This is a genomic window from Amycolatopsis sp. NPDC059657, assembly GCF_042734395.1.
In the GTDB taxonomy this organism is placed as follows: Bacteria; Actinomycetota; Actinomycetes; order Mycobacteriales; family Pseudonocardiaceae; genus Amycolatopsis.
The window spans coordinates 1-25622 of sequence record NZ_JBHWEB010000043.1 but is presented as its reverse complement, the minus strand read 5'-3'; the positions used below and the strand labels follow the sequence as shown (position 1 = coordinate 25622).

Here is a 25622-nt window from a genome sequence, read left to right as displayed (position 1 = left end):
TCCCCTCTTACTTGGTGGTGGCGCGTCGTTCGGAGCCGGTCGAAGCCACGGACTCGAACAGCGGTGCGCCGATGACGGTGGACGATTCGGTGGTGACCCAGTCGAAGACCTTCCGCAGCGTCAGGAAGTAGTCAAAGACTGTCGAGTCGACACGGGCCGGAACGAGCTTCCAGCCTTCGGGCCGCAGGTGAAGGACCGCGCCCGCGTGGATCTCCGGGACCTCGGCGTGTTCGCCGGACTGCGTCACGATGCGGTCGGCGTAGGAATACGCGGACAGCTGCAAGGCAACCTCTTCGTGCACCCCGGACCGCGTGGACTTCGCGTCGAGCATCACGGTTTCGCCTTCTATGTCACAGATGGCGTCGAAGCTGCCCGCGTACTTGTACGTGTCGGACCACACCGCGTCTTCGATGAACCGGTAGCGAGGCTGGTACTTGTCGTGAAACTCGCCGATGTGCCGGACGTAGGGCTCAAGGTCCGGATGCTGCCTGCCGACCGCGTCCCCCCGGGCCAGTTTCTCGTACAGCCCATGAACTTCCGTGCCGACGTCGGCCGCCTCGTTCGTCGTGCGTCGGTGCGCCCGCTTGAGGTAGTCCACGGCCCCGGAAGGGTCGTTCATCGCGAGCCCGACCACGGGACCGATGTTGGACACGGCCGTCTCAGCGGTCACCTTCGCGGCCCAGAACGTCAGAAATGGCTTGGGCAGCATAGAAAGGACGGACGTCACGCCCGGGACCTTCTCGCGGGTCTCCGGGTGGACATAGAAGCGCGACCCCCCGCGCTTGATGGTTTTTACTGCGCTCACACGTGTTCCCCCTCTTTCGCGTTTTCGCTCTCTAATCTGTTCGGTGGCGAAAACGGCCCGCAGGGGGACATGGTTTGGCAAAGAAGTTTTCAGAGACGACGAAACCCCGTGTCCCACAAGGGAAACGGGGCTTCAGAAAACCTGCGTCCTACTCGCCTAGCCCGGCGCGGACGCGTTCGCAGGTGGTGACAATCCGGCCCAGTGCGTCACGCGCGGCGGTGGCCGTGTCGGTGTCGAGCCCGGTCGGAACGGCGAGATCTTCGACTTGCGCGAGGATGGCGCGTACGCGGACTAGGAAGGTTTCGGTGTCGGCGGCGGCGGGCGCGGCTCCCTTCCGGCGCGGGGCGTTGCGATCCTGCGTGCTCAGACCGTAGGCGGTGAGCGTGTCGGCGGACAGTCGCTTCCGCAGCTCGATACCGACCTGTTGGCGGACCGCCCCTTGCAGGCGTCGGGTGTCCTCTCGGGACACTCCCGCGTCGTCATACAGCGCGACCACGGCGGCACGGTACGCGTAGGACTTCGCCGCGTAGTCCGGCCGTCCCTGGTCATCCTGGAACGTCTCTCGCAGATTGACCAGCAACCGGGCAAGGTCCTTCTTAGCGTCCAGCGAATCGCGCAGGACCGCGACCTTCACAAGCTCAGCGCCGGACTTCAGTAGGGCAGCCTGCGTGGTCGTGTAGTCCGCCGAGTGCTCACTCATACGGTCCACCCTCTCACGGGGCAAGCCCGAACACCCGAACTCGCCCCGTGACCATGGTAACGCACCTTAGGTACGCCTATTCGCCGTCGCGAGCCCTGAACGGTTCGCCGCAGTCACCACACAGGATCGGGGCGCGGTCCAAGCGACCCGGGGTGATCGGGAACGGGTCGGGCTCTTCGCACTCGCAGATGACGTAGATGCGCTTGCCGCGCCGAGTGCCACCCCGGGACCCGGGGCCGCCCGCCGGAGCCTCCTCCCCGTCCTCGTCGTTCTCGTCGGCCTGTCCGGCTTGCAGGTCGACCAGGCTGGTGAGGTAGTGCAGGCGCGCGGACTCCAGTGCGGCGATGGTGCGCCCATAGGTCTTCGTGGCCTTCTCGGTGATCTCGCAGTGAGAAAACCCGATTGTGCTGTGCTTCTGCTTGCCTTCCGGCCAGATCAAGCCCAGTTCGTTCGCGGCGGCCACGAAGACCATGTTGTGGTAACCGTTCGACGTGGTGCCCTTGACCTTGCGGGCGTGGTTGAGCCCGTGCGCGGCTTCGTGAAGAAGGGCTTCCATGATCTTCGCGCCGTCCATGCCGAGCAGCTCGCCGGAGACGAACAGCTCGGCCTTGCGGCTGATCGTCTTCATCATGTTGGCGTCGTCGCCGCGCTCCTGCCACCGACGCGCCCAGAAGTGCGCAAGGGTCACCTTGTTCTTGGTCTCGATTCCAGTCCCCGTGATCGCCACGACGTCGGGCACCTCAGGGTGACGCTTCTGGATCGAGCGCCACGCAGCCTCAATGGCCTTGATGATCTGCGAGCCCGTGTTGGTCATGTCCGCGTCCCCTCTCGTCGGTGCGTTGTAACCAACCTATGGTGCGTTACCATGGTAACGCATCTACTTGTGGTGCACACCACAACAAGGGCCCGCGGCCGGCTCGAGTACGCACGTGGGGTGTGCACCACAACCCGGGCCGGGTCGCTGTCCACAGGTTGGGGACAGGTACGCCCTGCCTGTGGACAGCGAATCGGCTGGTCAGCTCGTGGTGTCGGACTCCGGCGCGGCGGCGATGTCCTCGACGTCGCCGAAGTCGTATTCCCGTGCGGCAAGGCCGCGCTGATCGGCCGGGACGGGGATGACGCGGCGGTGGATCTCCACGCCAGCGATGAGCGAGACCGCAGCGGCGGCCACGTCGAGCACGACGCCGGTCGGCAGGCCGGGCACCAGGTGCACGAGCAAGCCGACCAGGGCGCTCGCGAGCGTGAGCACCAGGGCCGGGTACCGACGAATGTAGCTGGTCAAAGGTTGATCTCCTATACCAAGTTCGAACGTCAACGATTTGATTGAGATGACTGCGTGTCGAGCGCACTTGCAGGACCTTCGCCACTAGAATGCTTTATCGTGAGCGAAGAAACCACTACGGAAGAACAGTCGACTTACATTGTCATTGATACAAATGAATGGATACGACTGAAGTGGCTCGGAAGTCCGACCGGACTAGCCTTGATATCCATCATTCGGCGCGACCCCGGATTGCGCCTCGCCATTCCAGAGGTTCTGAACATGGAATTGGAAAAGCATCGTACTGACACTGCGCAATCACTCTTGAAGAGACTTGCGGATGTCACGAGTGAAATGAAGACAATTACGGGAGATCCAGTCTCTGGCGGCTTGATCATTGAAACAGCAAATGCCCTTGAAGTTCAGATTCTTCAACGTATTCAGGTACTCGCAGAGAAGACAATTTACCCGGAAATTACACTCGCGGAGACCAGGAGGGCCCTGAGGCGCGTAAATGCAGAGACGCCACCAAATGCGGCAAAAAACCAACAAATGAAAGATTCGCTGCTTTGGGAAGCTTGCCTTACGCTTGCAAGTAAGAGCAACGTCATACTCGTCACTGGAGATAAAGCCTTCTACCACGTCCGCGATCCAAAAAATGGCCTTGCAAAAAATCTCAAACAAGAGGAGCTGGTGCAGAGTTGCAGGTTACAAGTATTCCCATCCCTGGAAGAAGCGATAGAAGTATTCGCGCCTGATGAAACAGTACCCGTTGAAGAATTCGAGCCCTTCGACACGAGAAAATTAATTGCCAAGGAGGCTAGGGCAGCCTTTGACAGAAGCGGTTCAGCTCGGGATATCGGCGTAGAAGTTGAGTTCAGGGGCGTCAACCCTAGCTACTTAAAAACAGAGGAGCCGCACGTGTTTGCAGCTTCTTTCCATGCATTCTTCTTCGTAAACAAAAACTACGATGACAGACCGCATGGCGAGGCGGTGGTTATTGGCGACGGAAAGGTAGATACTCGCACTGGAACAATGACCTCAGTTAACCTGCAGTCAATTGTATGGATCCTTATTACTCCAGATGGTCACGAAGCTCGTCATACCGAGGTCTTCGTGCCCCTTAGTTAAAACTCTGGTTCCGTCAAAGCACAAACTCGTTCACAAGCTGGTGAATGCGCTCAGCGAGCACGTCCGGGGTGGAATCGTTGGTCACGGTCAGATCCGCGCGGATGGCGTCGGACTCGGTCTCCGAGATGTGGCGGTCGGTGTCGGCCAGGCCGGAGCGGGTAACCCGCAGGATCACGAAGCCCCGCGCCCGCAGCTCGTCCGCCTCGTTCAGGAAACGGACGTCCGGGACCACTACCGGGCCGTGAACAAGCCGGACGCGGTCGGTCAGATTCTTGATCCACACGTCCGGTCCGAGCGTGTTCCGGACACCCACGCCAAGCTCTTGCAGAAACCGGCGGATCTCCGGATATCGGTCCTTGGCGGCTTCCCAGCCGTACCGGTCGACCACGGCCGCGAGCGGCGCCCCTGACTGCACGAGCGGCCCGGCCGAGTACGCCAAGGACTTGAGCGGGTCGGCGAACGCCAGCCGGGTGTAGCCGAAATCCCGGACCAGGGTCCCGCCGATCGTGTCCTTGCCGGAGCGCATGCGCCCGACGATGCCGACGCTTCGGCGCGTCATGAGCAGACCTCCCCTCTGTGGTTGTTCCCTCCACTGTGTTCAGTGGCGAATCGGGGGCAAAAGAGGACATGGGCGGGCCGACGACTTCCGCCGACCCGCTCCGGTCGTCTCAGAGGCTCAGGGCCGCGAGCGTGCGCGGACCCGCGATGCCGTCCGCCGTGAGCCCGGCCCGGCGCTGGAACTCCCGCACCACACCTTCCGTACCGGCGCCGAAGACGCCGTCCGCCGTGAGATGCGAGTACGCGGGGAACCAGGCGTTGAGCCGACGCTGAAGGGCGACGACGGCCGGACCCTGCGAACCGCGCTTGAGCGTGGCCGCCGGTTCCTCAGGCGAAGGATCGCCCCCAGGGCCGCCAGGAACAGAATCCCCAAGGCCGGAGTCAATGCGTCCCCACGTGGCGGCCCCGACGATCCCGTCGGCGGTGAGACCCTGCGCGGACTGGTACCGCTTGACTGCGGACTCTGTGTCAGCTCCGAAAACGCCGTCCGCCTTGAGACCAAGGTATCGCTGAACAAGGGCGACGTCGGCCCCGGTGGAACCACGCCGGACGGTGGCGTGTCCGCCGGAGCCGGGGGCAGGAGGGGACGGGGTACCGCCGTCCAGTCGGGCAGCGACCGCAGCCACGCGGGCATAGTTCGCGTTGATCTCGAAGTGCATTTCGTCCTTGCGGCCGGTGTAGTCACCACCCCACCGGACCACGTTGTCCACTTCGGACAGAATGCGGTGGATCTCAGCGACCTGCGCACCGCTGAACGTGCCCGCCTTGGCAAGCGGGTGCCGGGTGGCGTTGGCGTCCACGGCAGTCGCGCTCGCGTGGTTGCTGGTCGCGGTGCCGCCGACAATCGGGCGGTTCGCGTAGCCCCAGTCATCGGCGCCCGCGTCCAGGTCTTCAACACGCTGGTCGAACTGCCCGAGTACGTACATGAGCACGTCGCCCGCCGGGCCGTCTGCGACGGTCACCCGGACACCGGTGCCGGGCACGGTGCGCGAGCTGCGCGGAGGGTTGACCGGCCAACCATTCTGTGAAACTGCCAAAAGAAGTCCTTTGCTGTAGGGAAATGGTCCGTGGTTCTGTGGTGCGGGTTGGGGTGTGCACCACAGGGGTCGACCGCGGCCGGCGTGGGGTGTGCACCACAAGCCGGACGGCACGTCAGTAGCCGAAGTTCCGGGGTGGCAGTGGCCACGCGCCGTACTCGTCGGGGAACACCGAAAGCGTCGAAACGGACGGGGCACCTTCTAGTGCGTGGTGGGCGCTCGTCACGCCTGCACTCGCAGGTTGCCCCTGAAGAAGGGTGCCTTCCGCTGTTGCGGTCGGGTAGGTCGTCAGCGGGGCGAGAAACATGTACTCGGGCTCATGGAACGCCACGGCATAGGTGTTCTCGGCGGGCTGGACCCACGCTTGCAAAACGTTCGCCTGTCCAACTGTGAACCCGTTGGCGGTGGCGTCGGTGTGAATACTCGCGGGCCGCGCGTAGACGGCCTGGTTGGCAGTGGCCTCCGCCCAGTAGCGCACGAGACACTTGCGCAACGCTGAGACGGCTTCGGTGTCTTGCCATTCGTCGAGCGGCATTCCGTGCAACCAAGCGATTTCGAAGACTTGGACGTTGTACGAGTCCGGGTTGCTGTTGCCACGCAACGTGAATGTGCGCGTGGACGTTGTAACACCCTTGAGAGAGGCCTCGAAGCTGAACTTGCATGCGGAAGTTCCGAACGCCTGCACCATGAACCGCGCGACCAACACGGGGTACTTCGGGTTGACCATGCCGCAGGCGTAAATGGTCTGGCGACCGTCGCGCACCCGCATATCACGCGCGAATCCGCCGTCACTGGTGGTCAGCCTGTCGCGGTAGGTCACGCTGCGCTCTCCGCGCTCCAGCGCGCTCACGCGGTCGTCCAGCCCCCGGAACTCGGTCGCGAGAGACGGCGGCAAGGTCGGGTTAGCCACTGGTGTCGTCACCTCCGAACACTTCGCGGGGAGCTGCGGTCAACGTGATCTCTTCTGCACCGGACTCGTTGACGGACACGGAAAGCTCGGTGATGCGCCACATTCCGGAGATCGGCACGAGACCGGAACCGCCGGTCACGGTGAGCGCGTCGCCAAGGTCGAATTCGTCGAGCCCTGGTGACGTGTCCGGGTAGAGCGAGATGGACGGCAACACCACGGGTGCCGCACCGAGCCGGACGCGGGCTTCAGCCTTGGCCTTGAGGGTGCCGTATTCTTTGATGTCCGAAAAGGACTCGACAGCTTCCAAGCGCGGGAAGATCGGCGAAGGGCTTCCGGCCGACGCCCATACCTGATCGGCCCCGTCCCCGGAACCGAGAGCGAACGCGTGCGTGACCACGGACTTGCCGCCGATGGTTGCGGCCGTGATGTCACAGTTGCGGCCCTGCTCCAGTGTGAGCGCGCGGAAGCGGCCCACGGCCGGGTAGTGAACGCGGAAGGTCGTCACCAGGTCGGCGTCTCGCCAAGCGGTGTCGAAGGAGTGGTCAAAGCCGTTGATCACGGCCCCGAGTTGCTCGACGGCTTCGCCGATGGACTTGTGCTCGCTCTCCTTGTATGTCCTATCGCGACGGACACCGGTCTTCTCGGTGCCGTACTCGATCATCCCGAGCCGGGAGCCGTTGCCGTAGAGCCCCGCGTGTTGGAGCAGCGCTCGCGCGATGTCGGCTTGGTCGACCTGATCGAAACGCGTGGTCGCGTGGTAGTGCCGCTCTCGAAAGTATGAGAGCCAGCCTTCGCACTGAAGATCAAGCGTCCCGGCCGCGTAGTCCGCCGACGCATCCCACGCCAGCCCGGACCAGACGATGCGCCCGGACCGTTCAATGTAGACGGCAGTAGCGCCGCCGGTCACCACGGTCTGTGTGTTCACCCGGGCAACCGTTGGGTTGAGCCCGATTGTGATCGTTGCCGACCCGGGAGCGTTCAAGGTGTTGGTGTAGTTGAACCTTTCGGCGGGAAGCTCACCGTGGATCACGCCGGACAGGACATCGCGGAAGAGGACTCGGTACGTCGCGCTCACGCGGCCCCGATGTCTTCGAGCAGGAACACGCGTCCGCCGCCGCCGGGAAAGGTCATGGATGGGTTTCCGTTGGCGGTAGGGGAAGTTCCGAGCGAGTAGGCGCCGTTCGCGCCCACGGTGAACGTGCTCATGACCTCGAAGACCTGTGCTGTGGTGTTCTCCTTGAGGATGTCCGCGGACTTGATTGACGGGCTCGTCGTGGTGACTGAACTTCCTGTGGCTAAACGGATGTTGGCCGTTCCGTTCGGTGGGCCGAGTCCGTCCGCGAAGACGTTCGTGGACCACGTGATCTTGTACTTTCGGCCCACCGACAGTGACGCGGTGATCCGCTCCAGGATGACTTCGCCGTTCACGATGTCGGTGGTCGAGCGCTTGACTTCCGCGATGACGCCACGCGGCAAGGTCGGGTCGCTCACGCGAACCCATGCGGTGCCGGTGAATACCCAGATTTGGGCGGTCGCCGCGTCAATCCAGAGCTGTCCTAGTCGGCCGACCGCCGGGCGCTCAAGGCCGCTGATCGTCGGGCCGGAGATGACTTGCTGTCCGCCGGTCAGCCGCTTGTCAAAGCCGGACGGGTTGGTGCCCTTCGACGCGGCCGGGACCGTGAACTCCCAGACGAAATAGGTGTTCGATGTGGACGGTGGTTGCGGTGTCGCCGATGGGGTGCCCTTGCGGATCTCGAAGAGCCACTTGCCCGTGTCGGCGGCCGTGGCCGGGGGAACCGGGTAGGCCACCAGCCGGTCTACCCGGTCGCGGGTCGCGTCGGCCGGGTCGAGCGTGAGCAGCGTCGCCGCGTTCGCCTCGACCAGGTATACGCCTGACTCCGTTGCAGGAGAGGGGATTGCGGCCCGCCCCGGTGCGATCGAGACATCGGAACCGGTGAGCGTGACTTGAAAGTCGGTCGCAGTGAAGATGCCGACCGTGCCGCCGGTCATCTGACCGAGCAGCCGCCGAACCAGCCCGGCGGAGTATTCGGTGCCGTCGCAGAACAGCGGCGGTGAGTCCATTTGCTTGAACAGCGCCATGCAGTGGTGTCCTCCCTGTCGGAGTCACACCCAGCTCGAAGTCCATTCGCACACCAGCTCGGCGCCGTCGCCTGCCGGGCCTGAGTCGACGCGGAAGCCCCGGAACCCGAACTCGGTCAGGCCGGGCGCGCACGTGAGCCACGTGTTCCCGGGGCCGGGTGTGAGGAAGCGGGGCGCGGTGCCGTTCAAGAGGACTTCGTGGGTGTAGGTGTCGATGTCGAGCCACTCGCCCCGCAGAAGCGTGTAGCGGAAAGTCAATGACTGGCCCGTGCGGAGATTGATGATCTGCGGGTCGACGACCGGGCCGCGAACGATGAACTTCGGGTAGCTCACGGCTGTCCCGGCGTTGAGCACGCGGACGACCCCGGCGACATTGCGCGGAGGGCCGAACTTCAGCGGGAATCGGAACGGCGGCTTGATGCCGCCTCCGGCCGCGTTCGGGTCGGCGAGCGGTGTCCCGGTGTCCAACAGGACCGGGTCGACGATGAGCGGGCTTGGGCAGTACAGCTCGGCAGTGACCATGGCCAGGCCGTTCGAATATTCGACGTTGACCGGGATGCCCCGCTTGCGGACCCGGGCCGCCACGAACCGGACCCCGCCCCCGGCGATACCAGGAAACCGGAACACCAGGGGCGCGTCCGGCGCTGCGGGCGCGAAGGCGGCCGTCACCGCGTCCAGCGCTGCGGAGAACTCGGCCGCGTCCCGTCCGTAGACCTCGATCGTGAGCGAGACTGTGCGCGCGCCGAGGTAGTCGGTGCCGCTCACGTCACCGTGACGGCTCAACGCGGCCCGGTCGGAGGTCCGCATACCCGGGACGTCCAAAAGCCCGTCCACGGCCGCGAGGGACAGCGCGGAATCAGGGGCGCCGATGACCAGGCCCCGGTACTCGGCCATCCACTCGGCGGTCACGTCGGCGGCGGCCCGGCGCGCTGCGGCGAACAGCTCGGGTTCAAGTTGCATCCGGTCTCACCTCCCGCCGGTTCGCATGGCCCACGCGACTTCGCGCCCGATGGCGTACGGGTCGGCGTTGGTTTGCGCGTAGACGTTGATCGTCGAGCCGCCTCCCGCGCCGGACTGGCCGTGATTCGGCACGACTTGCGCGCCCTTGGGCAACAGGACTTGTTCCGGCCCGCGCTCACCGACGGTGTAGACGCCCGTTGTCGCGATAGGGCCGCCCATCGCGCGGAAGGGGTTCATGCTGGCAACGAAATTCTTGACATCGTTGACCCGATCGCGAACCCAGTCGATCGCCCCCCGGATCTTCGCGATGAGCCAATCCATGGCCCCGCCGATGGCATCGGAGATTCCCCGGCCGATTCCGGAAAACCACTCGACCACACCGTTCCACGCACCCACGACGGCATCTTTCGCGCCACGCACCTTGTCGACGACCCAGTCAAACGCGGACACAACCGCGTCGACCACCGCACGACCGGCGGACGTGACAGCGCCGACCACCGCGTTCCACGCGTCAATGGTCCATTGCTTGACGGTGTCCCAATTCGCGATGATCAGGGCGACCAAGGCGACGACGGCCGCGATGATCCAGCCGATCGGCCCCATGGCCATGAGCCAGGCTGCGGCCATCTGTGCGCCCCGGATGAGGCTCTCAACACCAAGGGCGATCCACCCGGCGACCAGGACCGCGAACGCGGGTACCTGTGCGGCGAGCGAGGCGAGCGCCTCCACTTTGGACAGCACCCACGCGCCAGCTACCCGCGCGCCCTGTATTGCCGCTTGAACGCCGAGAGCAACCCAGGCGGCCCCGAGTGTGATGAACGCGCCCGCCTGAACAGCAAGCGACGCGAGCGCCTCGACCTTCGAGAGCACCCACGCGGCGGCCACCTTTGCCGACTGGAGGAGGCTTTGCAGGCCAAGCCCTACCCACAGGGCGGCCAACTGCACGAGCGTGACTGATTGGACGGCCAGAGACGCGAGAGCCTCCACTTTGGACGTGATCCATGCGGCGGTTGCCTGCGCGGCGGTGACCGTGGCTTGCACACCCATGGCGACGAGCGCGGGAAGGAACACGGCCCCGATCACGGCGGCCACGATGGAAAGCCAATCTTGGTTCTGTGTCACCCAGTCGACCAGTGACCGCAGCGCCGGAATGATCGTGTCCTGCACGATCCCGGCGACGAGCGAGACCGCCGGGCCGAACACGGTGGTGAGGAAACCGGCGAGCGTCTCGACGATCGGCAGGACGTACGTCGAGATCACCGACACCAAGCCCGTGGTCAGCGTCCGGCCAAAAGCTTCTATCTTCGATTGGGCGTTGTCGTGAAACGCTGTACCGGCCTTGTCGGCCGCTCCTGCGATGACACCTAGCTCTGCGGCGGCTGTCTTCGGGTCGAGTGCGAAGAGCGCCTTCTGAAGATCTTCCGACTGCGTACCAAGAAGGCTCGTTGCTGCGGTGGCCTTGGCGACCGGGTCCGGCATTGCTCGCAGCCGTTCTAGGGTGAGGTCGAAGGCTGCGGCGGACTCGGCTCCTCCGGCGGTGAAGCGTTGAGCCATATCGGTAGCGTTCAGACCCAGGGCCTTGAAGCCTTCGGCTGTTCCCTTTGTGCCGTCCTTGGTGCGGAGCACAAGCTCTTTCATGGCGTCGGCGACCTTGTCCGCGTCGCGTGCTCCGCCGCGAAGCCCTTGGGAGATAAGACCTGTAGCGGTCGTGGCATCGATACCAAGTTCCCGGAAGAACGTCGAGTACTCGTTGATCGTGTCGAGAAAGTCGCCGGACTTGTCGACACCCTTTTGAAAACCGGCGGTGATGACGTCGAAGGCTTCGTCTGCGCTGGACACGAGCCCGGTCCGCAGGAGCTGTCCGACGGCGCGGGTGACTCCGCCTAGCTCCTGGTCGAAGATGGCCGCCGTGTTGCTCGCCTTGGCCGCGATGCGCTCAAGGTCGGATTGCGATGCGTCGCGTAGCCCGTCGATGTTGAGGACTACCCCGCGAATGGCCTCGTTGATTTCGGCCATGGACTCGCCGTAGCCCTTGGCGTAGAGCGATCCTGCTGCGGCCCCGTATGTCTTGGCTTGCGCTGCCGTCGCGCCGAGTTGGGCGTTGAGCTTGTCGGACAACGACTCTTGCGAGAGCGCGTCTGAGATGGCATCGCCGATACCGGCGACCGCACCGGAGACGACCGCGAACTTTGCGGCCATCCCGCCGACACTGGACGCGACGTTTCCGAGTGAGACGCCGAACCCGGAGACGGCTTTGTCGCCGTCGCCGAGTTTCTTGGTGAGGTCGGAGACGTCTCCCAGGATGGTGACCTTGATGGGTTTTGCCACTCGGCCCCCTTACGTCATGACCGGGGTTCGGCGGGTTCCCGGTGCGTCTCCGCCTCCCCGGCGGTTGCGGTCTTTGAGGTCTTTGTCCATGGCGGACACCAGCGCGTTGAACTCGTCGAGCCGTAGCGCTTGCAGGTCCGCCCACGTGACCCCGAAGTGGGACACAAGCCGCGCCTTGGTTACTGCGCGGCGGGTTCGGTAGGGTCCGGCTTCGCCGGGCTCTCGATGCGGATCTTCAGGTCACCGGCCTGTTCGATCGTGAAGGCCGGGTCTTCGCGACGCTTGACGACGAACGCCAAGGCGCGAAGGAATTTCCCCTTGCGGGAACCGGGCTTGGCCACGGACTCGATGGACGCATCGATGATGTCTTCGACGGTCTCAATCTCGGAAATGGTCAGCTCGTCGATATCAATCGAGATGTAGTCGGACAAGGATTCTCCTGTCTAGGAACCGAGTGCGCGACGGACAAGCCGGGTGATCCGGTCCCGGAAGACCTCGGTGTACTCGTCGCGTTTCTTCCCGGCGGTGCGGAAGAGGAACGGGTTCGCGCGGATGTGCCGCTTGCGCCACCCGAAGTGAATGGGTCCGGCGTAGGGAACGCTCGCGCCCCGGCCCGCGCGGACGATGGCCCCCTTGACGCTCGCGGACGGCTTCACCGTGCGGGCCAGTCGGCCGGAACGGTGCGGGGCCGCAGCGCTCGCCGGGCGGGCCACAACGTCGGCGGTGTCCTTGTGTGCCTGCGCAAGCTCCTTGCGTAGGTCGTCATCCTTGGCGCGGCGGATGGCCGTGCGTAGCTCTTTGAGGCCCTCTACTTTGACCTCGAAGTCTCGGGCCACGGTGGACTCTCCTTGTGGTGTGCACCCCACGCCGGCCGCGGTGACCAGCTGTGGTGTGCACCCCAAGTCGGCTACCCGGTGGGCGCGGCGGGAGTGGGTTCGGTGTAGATGACTTTCAGCGCGTCCATGGTGCCCGGGTCGAGAATCCGGAACGGAAGTTCCATCGTGGTCAGTTCATCGATGGATGCTTCGGGCGAGTCTCCGGTGAACTGGATTGCCGGTGCCTCGATCGAGAACGCGGAGGGCTTTCCGTCGCTGGCCTTCGTCGCACCCGTGTAGGTGATCCGGGCCGACAGGACCGCGCCCGCGATGAAGTCTTCGTACAGGGCAAGGGTTGCATCGTCGAATTCCGCTTCGATCGAGCCTTCGTAGGTCGGCACGGCCGCACGGGCGGGAATCTTCTTGAGCGGGTTCTGTCGCACGAAACGGCGATCGGTCTTCAGGCCAAGCTCAGACGAAATGCTCCACTTGGTCACGTCGAGCGCGGTGTAGGCGGACGCGCCGGGGCGCTTCAACTCGACGAGCCCGGCCGTCCAGTCGTACGGGAACGCTGCGGCCGGATAGGTCGGGGCGAGCGGGGCCGCGCCGTGTGTGACGGTCTGGAAATCGAAGCCGACCTTCACCGAAAGCGGGTTGCCGACCTCTTGGGAAAACTCGACCGTGGTGGCCGTGCACCCGACGTGCCGGAAAGCGACAACGCCGCCGGATGCCTTGGGCCGCACCATTTCAGCGGTGAAGCTCTTGCCGTTGCCGGTCGGTGCCGACGTGAAGGTGTGAACGCTGGTCTTGCCGACCGTCTTGGTGTCGCGTCGGTCGAACGCGGACGTGAGCAGGGTTGTGGCCCCGGCGTCGAGTACGTCGCACTCGATCTCACCTTCGCCGCCCATGTCGACGATCCGGCGACGGTCGGCGCGTGCGGTTTGAAGTCCGCTGCGGAAGCCGACGGATTCCATGAACTCGCGGGTGGTCTTCCACGAGTCGCCCTTGCCTTCGTAACCGTCCAGCGCGGTTGCGGTGGTGCCGTAGGCCGTTTCCGGCCCCAGGGCGATTGATGCGTCTAGCGCCACTCGGGCACCCTCCTATGTGTACATGCGCGCCCGCAGGGACAGGGTTACGTCCGCGACGGCGGTTGCGCCGTTGCCGTTCTCGCCGTTGGTCACGGCAACTCGGGTCGGGCGGACGTCCATGAGCCCCGAGACGCGGAGCGGGTCGAAGTCGTCGAGCACGGCGCGTTCGATCTCGGCGCGCAGCTCATAGACGGCGGTCTCGGCCTTGGCGGGGTCGCCGGGCACCGTGGCCCAGGCCCTCACGGTCAACTCGGCCGAGATGTTCGATGGCTTGCGGCGACCCATCGCGAGGGCCACGGGTGCGATCTCGGGTTCTACCGTGTCGGTGAACCACACGGCCCGGCTACGCGCGTCGCCTGGTTCGGCGTAGGCGACCTGAACCCCGGTGCCGGTGAACCGGGTCTTGAGCGCCTCGAAGATGGCGAGCTTGGCTGCCAGGATTACGTACACGGCGCTCAGCCCCACGGCGGCCGGGTGCGGTGCCGGTTCAACACGGCGTTCACTTCCGGCAGGCTCGTGGGCCGCCAGTCGCCCCCGGCTTGGGCAAGGGACACCTGTCCGAACTCCGAGTTGATCGAGAGCGCCCGGTCCGGCATCCGCGAGTGCAGATCCACGGCCCACTGTCGCGCGATGGTCCGTACTGCCCACCTGATGGCCGTAGGCGGGCGCTGCGGCCATGACTGGCCCGTGTACGCCTCGACGGTCTCCACGGCGTAGGCGAGTGCCTCCGCCAGGTCCGCGTCGGTGAACACGTCGGCGTCGGCGAGCCCGTCCAGGCGCCGCAGCTCCGGCAGGGTCGCGTACTGGTCAAGTGCAGCCAGAACAGGCACCCCCTTTCTTGTGGTGTGCACCCCAAGCCATGCCCGCGGCCGGCTCGAGTACTGCCGTGGGGTGTGCACCCCAAGCGGCCGGGGCATGGCGAAGGTGTGGGACGGATCAGGCAGCAGCCGGAGCGGGCAGGGTCAACAGCGCGGTACCGGACGCGTCGGTGAGCGTCCCGGCGGCCCGCTGAACGAACTTGAAGCTGACCAGGTCTTCCGCGAAACGCGCTTCCGTCGAGCGGGCGACGCGCAGCGGCCCGGCGAAGCGCGTCACGAAGCCGCTCAAGTCGCTCAGGACAACCTTGGTGTTGTCGTTGTCGAAGCCCGCGTCACGCAGGACCGGGCGGCCCATCAGGGTCAGCGACGAGCCTTCCGAGATCGAGCGCATGAGGTACTGGCCGTTGTTGTCCTTGAGCTTGCGAAGCCGGGAAATGGCCTTGCGGCCCATGATCCACGAGGCCCGCTCGGCGGACGCGGTCGGCAGGTCGAAGAACAGGTCAATGACCCAGTCCGCCGCATCGGCTTCCTTGGTCAGCTTCGTCGGGGTTTCCTTGATGACGATCCCGGCGAGCAGCGCCGCGAGGAAGTCCCTGCCCATCTGGTCGGCCAAGTTCGGCCCGGCGTCGGCCGCCAGGAAGCCCACCAGGTCCACGGCGTCGTCCTGGACGAGCTCATAGCTCAGGTGGCTGAGGTAGCCGTACTTCTCCGGGGTGTTGCTCACGGTGTCGGTCTGCGGGTAGTTCTCCGGCAGGGCCGCGCCTTCGGCGGTCTTCGTGGTCGGCCGCACCGGGCTCACGCGCGGGAAGGTCAGCTTCTCGCCCGACGTGGTGGTGATCGAGCGCGCGCCTCCCCGGACCACGTTGGACCGTTCGGCGATGATCTCGATCAGCTGCGTGTAGAGCGTCTCGGTCGGCACGGCCTTGCCGGTCTGCTTGTTCGCAGCATCCACGGTCACACCCATGACCGCGCGGAACTCGGCGGCCTCACCCGGCGCGAGGCTGCGCAGGGTGGCGTTATCGCTGACGCGCTGCGTCGAGGCGTTCTCGGCCTGCGGTGCGCCGTGGCTGATCAGCTCCAGGGCCAGGCTGCGCGCCTCTTCGGTGCGCTGCGCTTCGACCAGCGCGGCGAAACGCTCGTCGAGCTTGTCCAGCGCGGCGAGGATGCGGGCTTCGGTGTCGGCCGCGCGGTCGGCCGCAGCGTGGCTCAGGGCGTGCTCGGCGCGGGCGCGCTCTTCGGCGGTCTCGGCAAGTTCGGTGGTCGGCAAGGTGGTGGTGTTCCCCTTCGATGCGGTGGGTGCGGCCGTCGCGGGCCGCGTGTGGGCTTGCTGTGCGCTGCGGGCTTCGTCGAGCGCGCGCAGCGCTGCGGTGGTGTCGGGGTAGGCCGGGTTCGTCACCGGCCCCAGCTCGACGACGTCGATACGGCGAAGCGTGCGGATGACTTCGCCGTCGGGGGTGTCTGTCCATTCCTGGTCAGAACCGGGGTCTTGAAGGGAGAACGTGAACGAGCTACCGGCGACGACTCCGCGCCGGATCAGTTCGGCGACGTCACGCGCGGTGCTGGTGTCGGGTAGGTCGATCTCGTACCAGCCGCCTGTGTCGTCTTCACCCGTGCGCAGCCCTGCGCCGGTTCGCGCAAGGGGAGCGTTCGCGTTGTGGTTGAACGTCGCGAGCAACTCGTTACGCGCCAACGATTCCCGGCCCGCTCCGCGTTCGATGCGTTCCCGGAACCCGCCTAGGTCGTGGGACAGCGCGCCGAACACATAGGCGTAGCCGCGAATGGTGATGTTCTCGCCTTCAGACCGCAGCTCGACCGGGCGCGCGTAGTCGCGCCGCTCGGTACTCAACGGGTCTAGGGCTCCTTGGTGTTCTCGGCGGTGTCGTCGCCGTTGTCGTCCGCCTGGTCGGCGGGGCCGTCCCCGGTCTCGTCGGGGGCAGGCTGCTCCGGCTCGTCGGCCGGTTCGCTCGCGGTCTTCCCGCCGGAGAGCGACAAAGGCCCGTCCGGGGTGAGCAACGCGAGGTTCAGCGGGAGTTGGAAGAAATCGCCGTACTCGGTGTCCGGCGGAAGGTCTTCGAGCGCCCGAACTTCGTTGCGGGTGTAGATCCCGGACGCGAGCCCCACGCGGTAGGTGTCCATGCGGTCCCGCAGCGAACCGCGCTGAATCGCATCGATGTTCAGCCGCACGAACGCGCGCTTGTCGCCCGTGTCGGCGACGAGCAACGCGGTGAGGGCCTCTTCGATCCGCTCGACCCATGGCCGCGTGGAGTACTGCGCGAAGCTCGTGTTCTGTTCGGACAGACCGCTACCCCAACTCGTGGAGTTGGTCGCGTCCGCGATCAGGTGCGGAGGAACACCGAAAAGCCTTGCCACGTCCGGAACCTGGAACTGTCTCGTCTCCAAGAACTGTGCTTCGTCCGGGGAGATCGTGACCTTCTGGAACGTCGCACCCTCGGTGAGGATCGCCAAGCCGTGACGGTTTCCCCGTCCACGGTGGATGTTCCGCCACGTCTGCCGGGCAGCCTTGAGACCGTCCGGGGTCATCGGGCCGGGCACGTTAACGACCGCGCCGGGAAGCGCGCCGTCCGAGAAGAAATCAGCGCCATACTCCAGCGCGGACAACGCCGAGCCGATCGTGAGGGACGCGGCCGTGAGCGGGGAGACCCCGCGCAGCTCTCCGGCGAGCGGGAGCCCTTGCAGGTGAATGACGTCCTTGGGGTCAAGAGCGCCGACCACATCGGCCGGTTCGTCTTCGCCTGCGACGGAAAGTTGATACACCAGCCGCTTCCGGCCGGATCGGGTCGCGACATAGCGCGGCTCGACCATGCTTGCCGGGATCACGTCGAGCGCGACCACTCGGCCGCCGACGCGGGACACAAGAATGTAGGCGTTGCCCTCCAAGAGAAGCGACGTCATGATCTGCCCGAAGAACGCAATCCGGCCCATGTCCGGGTTCGGTTTGATCAGCCAGTCCGGCGCGGGCATGGTCCGGCGACGGCCACCGATACGGCGGTACGCGTCCACGGGCAGCGTGGCTATCGCGTCGGTGAGCAGCCGCACGCAGGCGAACACGGCCGACACCTTGAGCGCGGTCTCTCGCGTCAACGGCTGGTCGGCCGGTGTGTCAGTGCCGAACAGCTCGCCCGTTGTCGTGGCCTTGTCAACCGCGACCGGAGCGGAGCGTTTCTCAATGAAGCCAAGGAAACCCAAGTGCTACACCCCCTTCGACTTCGCCACACACACCGCGCCCGCAATCCCGAACAGCCCGCCCGTGATCCACCCGGCCGGGCCGTAGATCTGCGCCACCCCGGTCGTGACAGCCGAAGCGCCGCCGGTCGCGAGGATCTCCGCCGGGCTCGTCTGCCACGCTTTCTTCAGCCACGCGCCGGTTTTCTGCGCGCGGGCCTTGGTCTTGGAGACCGCGCGCTTGCGGGTCTTGACAGCTATGAGCACAGCGGCCCCCTTTCACCACACGTCGTCGTCGAAGTCGTCCCACGGCTTGGCGTCCACCAGGAACCCGTCATGCGTGCGCCGTTCCTCACGGAAAAGCTGCGCGCGGTGAAGCGCGCCGATCAGGCACACGGCCAAGTCGATTTTTCTTTTGCTGCCCGCAGATTCCTTGTTCAGGCGCGGGCCCCGGGTGTCTTCCCGGACCACCGCGTTCGACAAGTGGCGGGCTAGCGCCGGGTCGCCGGAGTGCGTCATCCGGCCCTCTACGATCACTTCGTAAGCGCCCTGGGTCGCGGGCACCATGCGCGCAAGGCTGTTCGTAGGGAACTCGACCACGGGCAAGCCCTCTTCGGCTAGCTCTTGCATGGCGACCTCCCACCGGTACGGGTCGCCCGGGACTTCGGCCACGCGGTACGTCGAGCAGATATCGCGGATGCGTTGCTTGACCTCCGCGAGCGGGGTACGCCAGTGCGGGTCATCCGGCGGAGCTTCCCAGTGCCCAAGGACTTCCGCGTGAAGGTCGTGCAGGCGCACACCGACAATGCCGGTACTGTCGCCTTTCCACGCTGCGTCAACGAAAGCCACGATTTCGTCTCGGGGCTCAAGCCGTTTGTCCGGCCGGGCGAGTGCTTCCCACGCGCCGTGAGGAAGCCACGTCGAGCCGCCGCGCACGAACTGATTGAGCCTGTACATGCGGAAGTTGGCTTCCGGCGTCCGCTTACAGCTCGCGTCAAAGTCCTCGTGGTTCATGATTTCCCACGACGGGTTACAGCGGAGCCACACGGCCGGGTCGCGGTGATCCACGGTCTCGCCGGGCTGGACTCCGTACCAGCGGGACCAGAACGACGGGTCGTCCTCTTCGCCGGAGATCACGCGGCGGCCGTGCTCGACCATGTCCGCGAACGGCCCATCAGGCAACGGGCCCGCCGTCGAGATCACCAGGAAAAGCGGTTCGTTTCGTTGTGCAGAGCCAAGAGTGAGCGCGTCGAACAGGTCGGAGTTCTTCGCCTGCGCGTACTCGTCCATCACGATGAACGAAGGGTTGAGCCCCTGTTGCAGGCCCGCGTCCGCCGACACAGCCTTGAAGCGCCCGCCGGTCGCGTGACAGATGATCTGATCACGTTGCACGGTGCAGATCTCCGACAGAAGCGGAGACATCCGCACCATGCGCGACGCTTCGGCGAACAAAAGCCGGGCCTGGTCGCGAGTGTTGGCCGCACATATCACTTCCGGCGCTGCGTCGCGGGTGTCCGCGCACAGGTGGTATAGCGCAAGCGCTGCGGCAAGTTGCGTCTTGCCGTTCTTGCGCGCGATACCGAGAACGGCGGTGCGGTGCTTGCGGCGGCCATCCGGGTTGAGCGCGTAGATCTCGTCAATGTCGTCGCGCTGCCATTGCAGCAAACGGAAAGGCTGCCCGAGATACGAGCCGCCAAGGGTCAGGTGTTGGACGAATCGGCGTACGCGTCGTCCCTCTGTTTTGGGGGACAACGGTTTCGCCTCCTAGTCGTCGTCAGGGCTACCCAAGATGTCTTCCAAAGTCGTCCGGCGCGCAGCGTTCGCCGCGATGCCCAGACGTAGGCGGGCTTCCAGGTTGAGCCCGAGAGTTGTTTCTATGGCGCGCATTTCCTTCTCTGTGGACTCGACGTACCGCAGAGCCGGATGAATCACGGTCTGCCCGGTACTGCCCACCGTTGTGAGCCCATCTATTTCCACTTCGCGCAGTAGCGCAGCCCGCCGGTCGTGAAGCTCGCAATACCGCTCGATCACAAACCGATCGGTCGCCGGGTGGTACGCGCCATCCCCAGCGGCCCACACCGCGCGCCAGACCTCACGGCCGACGTCGTCCAACTTCGCCGGGACACGCGGAGCACGCCCCACATGAACTGTAGGCGCGGGGCCGGAAGTTGCTGCGGTACGGGGGTTTCCGGAGCGGTCTTCCGGCCGCTTCGCGTGAGACATGCCGGTCACCTCCGGTCGACAGGTTGTGGTGTGCACCCCATGCCGGCCGCGGGGTAACCTTCAGCCCCAGAGATGCGAAGGGGTGGCCCATGGCGTTGTTCGGTTGGGATTGGGGAAACGTCCCCTCGTGGTTCTCTGCGGCTTCGTTCTCCGCAGCCGGATTCGTAATCTTGCGCGACCGAACAATAAGAGCCCGCCAACAGATCAATCAGGTTGGCGCATGGGGTAAATTTACTACCAGTCCGACCACGATACGAGAAGGCTCAAGCGAGAATTTGATCTATGAGTTTCGCTCAAACATAGACTTCAGGAATTCGAGTGATCTCCCTGTAACATTGCATGCGCTCCATTATTCGATGAAATGGACATGGGACCTGCCGAACAGTGGAGAGAGCGGACAGTTTCGCTCTGTTCCCGACAAGAGTCGATCAGTTCACCGGATGCCCACGCCTGAGACCATACCGCCAGGGAGCACCGTTACTCTCGACTTGAGTGGCCCTATGAGGACCCCAGAGCCGGAGCCCGGTAGCGCGCTTGCGGACGTGAAGGTCTTGCAGGTTGACACGATGATTTTGGTCGATAATTCGGGACGCGCATGGAGTGTTAAGCCGGGAAGCGGGAAGCCCCCAAAGCGCATTTCAAAAAGGAAGCTTAAGACGCCCGGATTCCTGAACCGAATGTAGAAATCCTAAAGCCTCCGGCGCGTCGGGTTAGTACCCGCGATACCCGTTGCCCGTGCGTCTGCCGAGTACTCCGGGCACGCTGCTTTCGGAGCCGTAGCGGCCACGGGCGTAGCGGACTCCCGCGATGATGTTGTCGACCGGGTGCCGGATGTCTTCGTACCCGGGCAGTGCCCACCGGTCGAAGGTCGGCCGGATGGTTTGCACGAGCCCGATGGACGGTGTGCCGCGCCGGGCGTTGGCGTCCCAGGTGTTCACCACACAGGGGTCTCCGGACGACTCGGCCGTGATGATCAGCCGCAGCGCGGCCCGGTCGGTGATCGGCGCTTCGCCGACGTACACGAGCGCGTCGGATGCTTGACCGATCCATCGGTCGAGCGCGTCACCCGGGGCGGGGCCGCAGGCGATCACGTCGTCTTTCGGCGGCGGTTTGGGCGCGGGGCCTGCCCCGGTGGTCTCCGGGATCGGCGGGGCCGGTGTCGACGGGAGCGGGCGCACCGGTTCGCCGGGCGCGAGCTGGACCGCCGGGACGGCCGGGCGCCGGGTGTGGATCGGGTGGACGTTCGAGAGCGTCACGACGATGACGAGCGCCCCGGCAAGCGCGCGGTCGGTTGCCGACGCGGGGCCGGGTCGCAAAGGTCATCCTCCGTTTCGGGGGCGGCCGGTGACCGCTGCGCGGACCGGCGTGTAAGTCCGTCCCGGGGTCATTCCGGCTGAAGGGGGCAAGCGCCCGGCGGGCGCGAGGGTGGGAAGCCGCCCCGAAGCGGGGAGCACCAAGGCCACGGAGAGAGGGACGCGGCCGGGCTCAACCCGCCTCGGGGCGGTGGCCTTACTTGCCGTTGCGGCACCGTTCGAGCGCAAGGGCGAGGTACTCGGGGTTCAGGTCGACCCCGATGGCGCGGTGTCCCGCGTTGCGCGCGGCGACCAGCGAAGTCCCTGACCCGCAGAAAGGGTCAAGGATCGTGGGGTGCGCACCACAACGGGCGACCGCGGCCGGCGTGGGGTGTGCACCACAAGCGCACGGCGGGACGCTCGCGGCCACGCACCGTTCAGCTAGTCGGAGCGGCATCGGCGCGAGGTGGGCGCCCTTGTACGGCTGTGTCGGCAAGGACCAGACGTCGCCGGGGTTGTGACCCCGGTCTTCATGGCCCGGCGGCGGCCACACAGACGTGACGCTGTTCGCCTTCTTCGGCCCGGCCTTGCGGGCTCGTCGAGACGGCGACCGGTCGCCCGTGTACGGCTCGCGGACCGCGTCCAGGTTGAACCCGTAACGGCTCGACTTCGCAAGCATGAACACCGACTCGTACCGGTTCGAGAACCGGTCTTGCACGCTCTCCGGCATGGCGTTGGGCTTGGACCACACGAGCGCGTTCCGCAGAAACCAGCCGTCCGCCTGGAGCGCGAACGCCACCTTCCACGGAAGGCCGATCAGGTTCTTGGGCCGCGTCCCGGTCGCTCCGGCCCGCAGCGGACCGGACTTCGCGGTGTACGCGTCGCCCAGGTTCAGCCACACAAGCCCGTCATCGGCGAGCACCCGCCGGACTTCTGCGAACACGGAGACGAGCCGCTCGACGTACTCCGTCACGGTCGGCTCGTGGCCGAGCTGCCCGGCGGTGCCGTAGTCGCGCAGGCCGAAGTACGGCGGGCTGGTCACGACCGCGTTCACCGTGCCTTCGTCGAGCGTGGCGAGCACGTCCGCCGCGTCGCCCTGGTGAAGCGTGAGCGTCTCGTCCTGGTGGTACAGCGTCATCCGTGGTCACCTCCGTTCGTCATGGCATGGGGAAGGCCCGCCACGGGGAGCGACGCGACAAGGGACAGCCCGAGAAGCGCTCGACCCGTGACGGGCCAGAAATGGCCGCCTTTTCCCCTGTTCCAGCGGGATTAAGGCGCGTTTGGGAGGGGCTTTCACCCCGTTTTCGGGCGCGCTGAACCGGCCCGTGAGCAGGTAAAACGCGGGCTCATGGGCGGTTGGCGCTGGTCAAAAAATCGGACTCGCACTCAGGGTGTGTCCAGAAAGGGGCCGGGGTGTTCTGGCCGCCGCAGCGCGCCGAACTTCGAGCCCTCCCCGCGCTAACAGCACAGGTTCTGTAACCCGATCGTGTGAAGCTTCTGCACGTCCCCGCTAGGCAGCGCTCGGTGTCTTCCATTGTCAGGCGACCACTTTGACGCGGTCTATTGGAGGTCCTGTGGTCGCCCTGGAGCACCTAGGCGTTGGCGGTGCTGTGGTCGGTGCCGCCGTCGCTCTCATACGCACCATCGTGATTGCGGGGGTCACGCTCTGGTCCCTGAAGCAAGACGACCGAGGTCGCAAGCACGCCCTGTCGCTAATTCGTACGTTGAAATGGACCAGTCTGTTCAGACGGCGACCGGGCTAGGCCCCTCTACGAAATATTCGCCGTACGTTTTCGTCCTCGGTCTTCGCCTGGTGGCACGCGGTGCACAGCACCTGCACGTTGCCGGGCTCGTCGCGCCCGCCGTCACGCAGTGGTCGGATGTGATCAACCTGCACGGCCCGAGAGGGGAACGTATGGCCGCAGGCTTGGCACCTTGCCCCGCCTGTGCGGTTGATCGCTCGTCGTACTGCCTGCCGGACGCGGTCACCAGCGGCCTTGCGATGGCCACCCCCGCAGCGTTCGCAGTGGGCACCACCCGGGACAGCTACCCCGGGGCATGTCATGCACGCACGTCGCAGCATGAACACCTCCGGGGCCTTTTTGGTCTCTACATAGTTCAGTGGCTGTAGGAGGACATGCCGACCAGGGAAAACGTCTTCGAGTGGCTCACGTCACACAAGAAACCTTGGCGGCCTGACGGAGATGACGAAACAACGCGCTTTCTGTAAACCCCTTAGAAGAAAGAAGCTTATAGAGAAGGCAGAACAAGCGTCATTCCGTCAGCTTCGTCATCTGGACCGCGCCGAAGACGGCTACCTGTCCGCGTGGTCTGAAGAGCCTCTAGACGTGCATACCTTCGCGTCATGTCCTCCTGCGGCCACTGAACAGGTAAGGACGGGAAGTGAGCACCGCCGAAGTCCGGCGGATGACCTTCCCGAAGAGGGGGAGGCGCATGGACGCTCTTCTCACTGCGGAGGATCTCGCCGACTTCTGCCGCGTATCCACGAAAACCGTGTACGCCTGGAACACCACAGGCGAAGGACCGAAGTACCACCGCGTCGGCAAGTACGTTCGCTACCGACGGTCCGATGTAGACAAATGGCTTGAGAAGCGCGCCGTCCAGCCGAACGGTTAGTGGTCCCGCAAGCCGGTGAAGAGGTACGCGACGTCCACGCGGAGCGCGTCCGCGACCTTGAAGACGTTGTCAATCGACACGGCGTGTTTTCCGGCTTCAATGCGACCGTAGGTGGTGCGGTCTATCCCCGCTGCTGCGGCGACGTCACTTTGCTTCATCCCCAGCTCTTCACGCACCTCACGAAGCCGTTGCCCGAACGCCAGGCGTCGGGCCTGAACGGACGCGCTGGTCTCAGACGGCACGGCGACAACTTAGCCCACCCAGGCGAGCGGGCAAGTGCGCTACAGTTCATGCGGCAAATATGCCGCACTAACGATCAAGAAAGAGGCAGGCGTGAGCGTTGAAGACAGATGGCATCACAAGGGGACCCGCAAGCGGACCAAGGACTACGGGCGGGGCAAGCGGTGGCGGGTGCGCAACAAGGGGGCGCGCACTCTGTCGTTCTACAAAAAGACCGATGCGCAGGCTCATGACATCAAGGTCAACGCCGAGTTACTCAAGGGCTTGAAGCCGTTCGACCACAAGGCCGGGTACGTCCTGGTCTCGGCGGTGTTCCCCAAGTGGCTGAAAGAGCGCTATCCCGACCCTGCCTCGCGCCGGGCCGTCGCGTCCCGCTTCAAGCACCACATCCTGCCGACCTTCGGCCACCTGCGGATGTGCGACATCACCACGGCCAAGGTTGCCGAGTGGTGGGCCGACATGTGCGAAAAGACCAAGCCCAACGGCGAGACGTACTCGACGAGCACTCTTGAGCTTGTCTACGTCCACTTTGGGTCGTTCCTGCGCGCGGCCGTCACCGGCACGTCCAAGCTGATCGCCGTCCACCCCTTTGACGGGTGGGAAGTCGACGTGCCCCGGCGGGACAAGCGCGTGCGGGACATCTGGGAGCACGACCAGGTCAACACCGTGATTCCCGCGATGCCTGAGCGGGATCGGCCCATCGGGCTCGTCTCGGCGACCTGCGGGCATCGGCAGGGTGAAGCCTTCGCCGTCGCGCTCGAAGACGTGAACCGATTCCGGAAAGAGATCACCATTCGACACCAGGTCAAGCGCATCAACGGCAAGCTCACCCTGACCCCGCCTAAGGGTGGCAAGACCCGCACTGTTCCGTTCCCCGACGTCACGGCGCGAGCCATCACCGAACACGTCGACACCTACGGGACCTTGGCCGTGACTTGTACATGCTGTCCGGGCAAGACGTGGCGCATCGTGTTCACCAACGCCAAGGGCGACCTGATCGAACGTGGCGCCTGGAACGAAGACGTCTGGCACCCCGCGATTGAGTCCGTCGGAGTGACCAAGGGGGCCGCGAACGGGATGCACAACTTCCGCCACTACTTCGCGTCCCGGCTGATCGAAGGAAGCCCGAACCACCGGGGAGCATCCATGGAACAGGTCCGCGACCACATGGGGCACGCCTCGATCAAGACCACGTCCGACACCTACGGCCACCTGTTCGAGCAAGCCCGCGAACGCGCCCGCGCAGTCATGGATGACGTGTTCTCCGCTGTTGTGTACCCCCTGCGTACCGCAGAAGCCCAGTAGCCGTGAATGCGCAGGTCAGACGACTACCAGGCCTCGGAGGTAGTGAAGGGAGCCTTCACACGGTTCGCGTGGATGAAGGCTCCCCCCAAAGCCAAAGCCGGGGTCGTGAGCGTTGCGGGCGGTTAGAACCGCCCGCGTAACTAGTCAGGTGGTTGCTGGGTGTGTTGGTAGCCAGGGGTTTCCGGTGAGGGCGTCGCGGAGTGCGGTGAGTGTGTTGATGCCGTTTTTGCG

The 25622-nt window shown here is 65.2% G+C and carries 29 protein-coding genes; 3 read left to right on the top strand and 26 right to left on the bottom strand.

Annotation, left to right across the window (positions count from 1 at the left end; all coding sequences use genetic code 11):
* Positions 1-7: 7 nt before the first annotated feature.
* From ACFV15_RS23345 to ACFV15_RS23330, 4 genes are all read right to left on the bottom strand, one after another.
* Positions 8-727, bottom strand: a complete 720-nt coding sequence (locus ACFV15_RS23345; protein WP_378352686.1) for a hypothetical protein — start codon at positions 725-727, stop codon at positions 8-10.
* Positions 728-953: 226 nt separating this feature from the next.
* Positions 954-1505, bottom strand: coding sequence for a hypothetical protein (locus ACFV15_RS23340; protein ID WP_378352685.1), 552 nt, complete (start codon positions 1503-1505; stop codon positions 954-956).
* A 76-nt stretch (positions 1506-1581) separates the two neighbouring features.
* Complete coding sequence (locus tag ACFV15_RS23335) at positions 1582-2319, bottom strand: hypothetical protein (protein WP_378352684.1); 738 nt, start codon at positions 2317-2319, stop codon at positions 1582-1584.
* Between the two features lie 201 nt (positions 2320-2520).
* Positions 2521-2787, bottom strand: coding sequence for a hypothetical protein (locus ACFV15_RS23330; RefSeq protein ID WP_378352683.1), 267 nt, complete (start codon positions 2785-2787; stop codon positions 2521-2523).
* Between the two features lie 99 nt (positions 2788-2886).
* Here ACFV15_RS23330 and ACFV15_RS23325 point away from each other — a divergent pair, with 99 nt between their 5' ends.
* Positions 2887-3897: a PIN domain-containing protein gene (locus tag ACFV15_RS23325; RefSeq protein WP_378352682.1), complete on the top strand. Its 1011-nt coding sequence runs from the start codon at positions 2887-2889 to the stop codon at positions 3895-3897.
* A gap of 13 nt (positions 3898-3910) precedes the next feature.
* On the opposite strand, the gene ACFV15_RS23320 is transcribed toward ACFV15_RS23325, so the two are convergent.
* The 21 genes from ACFV15_RS23320 to ACFV15_RS23220 all read right to left on the bottom strand — a co-directional run bounded on the left by ACFV15_RS23320 (position 3911) and on the right by ACFV15_RS23220 (position 23274).
* Positions 3911-4456 carry a hypothetical protein gene (locus ACFV15_RS23320; RefSeq protein WP_378352681.1) on the bottom strand — a complete coding sequence of 182 codons (546 nt, stop codon included), beginning with the start codon at positions 4454-4456 and terminating at the stop codon, positions 3911-3913.
* 109 nt (positions 4457-4565) lie between these two features.
* On the bottom strand, positions 4566-5417 hold the full coding sequence (locus ACFV15_RS23315) for a peptidoglycan-binding protein (RefSeq protein WP_378352680.1): 852 nt from the start codon (positions 5415-5417) through the stop codon (positions 4566-4568).
* Between the two features lie 190 nt (positions 5418-5607).
* On the bottom strand, positions 5608-6342 hold the full coding sequence (locus ACFV15_RS23310; RefSeq protein WP_378352679.1) for a hypothetical protein: 735 nt from the start codon (positions 6340-6342) through the stop codon (positions 5608-5610).
* 52 nt (positions 6343-6394) lie between these two features.
* Complete coding sequence (locus ACFV15_RS23305; RefSeq protein WP_378352678.1) at positions 6395-7327, bottom strand: hypothetical protein; 933 nt, start codon at positions 7325-7327, stop codon at positions 6395-6397.
* Between the two features lie 146 nt (positions 7328-7473).
* Complete coding sequence (locus tag ACFV15_RS23300) at positions 7474-8412, bottom strand: hypothetical protein (protein ID WP_378352677.1); 939 nt, start codon at positions 8410-8412, stop codon at positions 7474-7476.
* 114 nt (positions 8413-8526) lie between these two features.
* The gene (locus ACFV15_RS23295) at positions 8527-9462 is read right to left on the bottom strand and encodes a hypothetical protein (RefSeq protein WP_378352676.1); all 936 of its coding nucleotides are present in this window, start codon (positions 9460-9462) and stop codon (positions 8527-8529) included.
* A gap of 6 nt (positions 9463-9468) precedes the next feature.
* Positions 9469-11790, bottom strand: coding sequence for a phage tail tape measure protein (locus ACFV15_RS23290; RefSeq protein ID WP_378352675.1), 2322 nt, complete (start codon positions 11788-11790; stop codon positions 9469-9471).
* 9 nt (positions 11791-11799) lie between these two features.
* Positions 11800-11955: a hypothetical protein gene (locus ACFV15_RS23285; RefSeq protein ID WP_378352674.1), complete on the bottom strand. Its 156-nt coding sequence runs from the start codon at positions 11953-11955 to the stop codon at positions 11800-11802.
* A 14-nt stretch (positions 11956-11969) separates the two neighbouring features.
* Positions 11970-12221: a hypothetical protein gene (locus tag ACFV15_RS23280; RefSeq protein WP_378352673.1), complete on the bottom strand. Its 252-nt coding sequence runs from the start codon at positions 12219-12221 to the stop codon at positions 11970-11972.
* 12 nt (positions 12222-12233) lie between these two features.
* Positions 12234-12626 carry a hypothetical protein gene (locus ACFV15_RS23275; RefSeq protein WP_378352672.1) on the bottom strand — a complete coding sequence of 131 codons (393 nt, stop codon included), beginning with the start codon at positions 12624-12626 and terminating at the stop codon, positions 12234-12236.
* A gap of 71 nt (positions 12627-12697) precedes the next feature.
* Positions 12698-13693 (bottom strand): phage tail tube protein, encoded by a 996-nt coding sequence (locus ACFV15_RS23270; protein WP_378352671.1) that lies wholly within the window; start codon positions 13691-13693, stop codon positions 12698-12700.
* 12 nt (positions 13694-13705) lie between these two features.
* Positions 13706-14143 carry a hypothetical protein gene (locus ACFV15_RS23265; RefSeq protein WP_378352670.1) on the bottom strand — a complete coding sequence of 146 codons (438 nt, stop codon included), beginning with the start codon at positions 14141-14143 and terminating at the stop codon, positions 13706-13708.
* 5 nt (positions 14144-14148) lie between these two features.
* Complete coding sequence (locus ACFV15_RS23260; protein ID WP_378352669.1) at positions 14149-14523, bottom strand: hypothetical protein; 375 nt, start codon at positions 14521-14523, stop codon at positions 14149-14151.
* A gap of 106 nt (positions 14524-14629) precedes the next feature.
* Complete coding sequence (locus tag ACFV15_RS23255) at positions 14630-16357, bottom strand: phage major capsid protein (RefSeq protein WP_378352668.1); 1728 nt, start codon at positions 16355-16357, stop codon at positions 14630-14632.
* A 5-nt stretch (positions 16358-16362) separates the two neighbouring features.
* Positions 16363-17718: a phage portal protein gene (locus ACFV15_RS23250; protein WP_378352667.1), complete on the bottom strand. Its 1356-nt coding sequence runs from the start codon at positions 17716-17718 to the stop codon at positions 16363-16365.
* Between the two features lie 3 nt (positions 17719-17721).
* Positions 17722-17961 carry a hypothetical protein gene (locus ACFV15_RS23245; protein ID WP_378352666.1) on the bottom strand — a complete coding sequence of 80 codons (240 nt, stop codon included), beginning with the start codon at positions 17959-17961 and terminating at the stop codon, positions 17722-17724.
* 12 nt (positions 17962-17973) lie between these two features.
* Entirely contained in the window at positions 17974-19359 is a 1386-nt protein-coding gene (locus ACFV15_RS23240; RefSeq protein WP_378352665.1) for a terminase large subunit domain-containing protein, read from the bottom strand.
* A gap of 99 nt (positions 19360-19458) precedes the next feature.
* Positions 19459-19917 carry a phage terminase small subunit P27 family gene (locus ACFV15_RS23235; protein ID WP_378352664.1) on the bottom strand — a complete coding sequence of 153 codons (459 nt, stop codon included), beginning with the start codon at positions 19915-19917 and terminating at the stop codon, positions 19459-19461.
* 710 nt (positions 19918-20627) lie between these two features.
* Positions 20628-21233 carry a transglycosylase SLT domain-containing protein gene (locus ACFV15_RS23230; RefSeq protein WP_378352663.1) on the bottom strand — a complete coding sequence of 202 codons (606 nt, stop codon included), beginning with the start codon at positions 21231-21233 and terminating at the stop codon, positions 20628-20630.
* Positions 21234-21426: 193 nt separating this feature from the next.
* Positions 21427-22347 (bottom strand): DNA-methyltransferase, encoded by a 921-nt coding sequence (locus tag ACFV15_RS23225; RefSeq protein WP_378352662.1) that lies wholly within the window; start codon positions 22345-22347, stop codon positions 21427-21429.
* Between the two features lie 621 nt (positions 22348-22968).
* Complete coding sequence (locus ACFV15_RS23220) at positions 22969-23274, bottom strand: HNH endonuclease (RefSeq protein ID WP_378352715.1); 306 nt, start codon at positions 23272-23274, stop codon at positions 22969-22971.
* Between the two features lie 338 nt (positions 23275-23612).
* Between ACFV15_RS23220 and ACFV15_RS23215 the strand changes: the two genes are divergently transcribed.
* The gene (locus ACFV15_RS23215; RefSeq protein WP_378352661.1) at positions 23613-23846 is read left to right on the top strand and encodes a helix-turn-helix transcriptional regulator; all 234 of its coding nucleotides are present in this window, start codon (positions 23613-23615) and stop codon (positions 23844-23846) included.
* Here ACFV15_RS23215 and ACFV15_RS23210 read toward each other — a convergent pair.
* Entirely contained in the window at positions 23843-24088 is a 246-nt protein-coding gene (locus ACFV15_RS23210; RefSeq protein WP_378352660.1) for a helix-turn-helix domain-containing protein, read from the bottom strand. The two genes, ACFV15_RS23215 and ACFV15_RS23210, sit on opposite strands and share 4 nt — an antisense overlap.
* A 91-nt stretch (positions 24089-24179) precedes the next feature.
* On the opposite strand from ACFV15_RS23210, the gene ACFV15_RS23205 reads away from it, so the two are divergent.
* On the top strand, positions 24180-25391 hold the full coding sequence (locus tag ACFV15_RS23205) for a tyrosine-type recombinase/integrase (RefSeq protein ID WP_378352659.1): 1212 nt from the start codon (positions 24180-24182) through the stop codon (positions 25389-25391).
* Positions 25392-25622 lie beyond the last annotated feature (231 nt).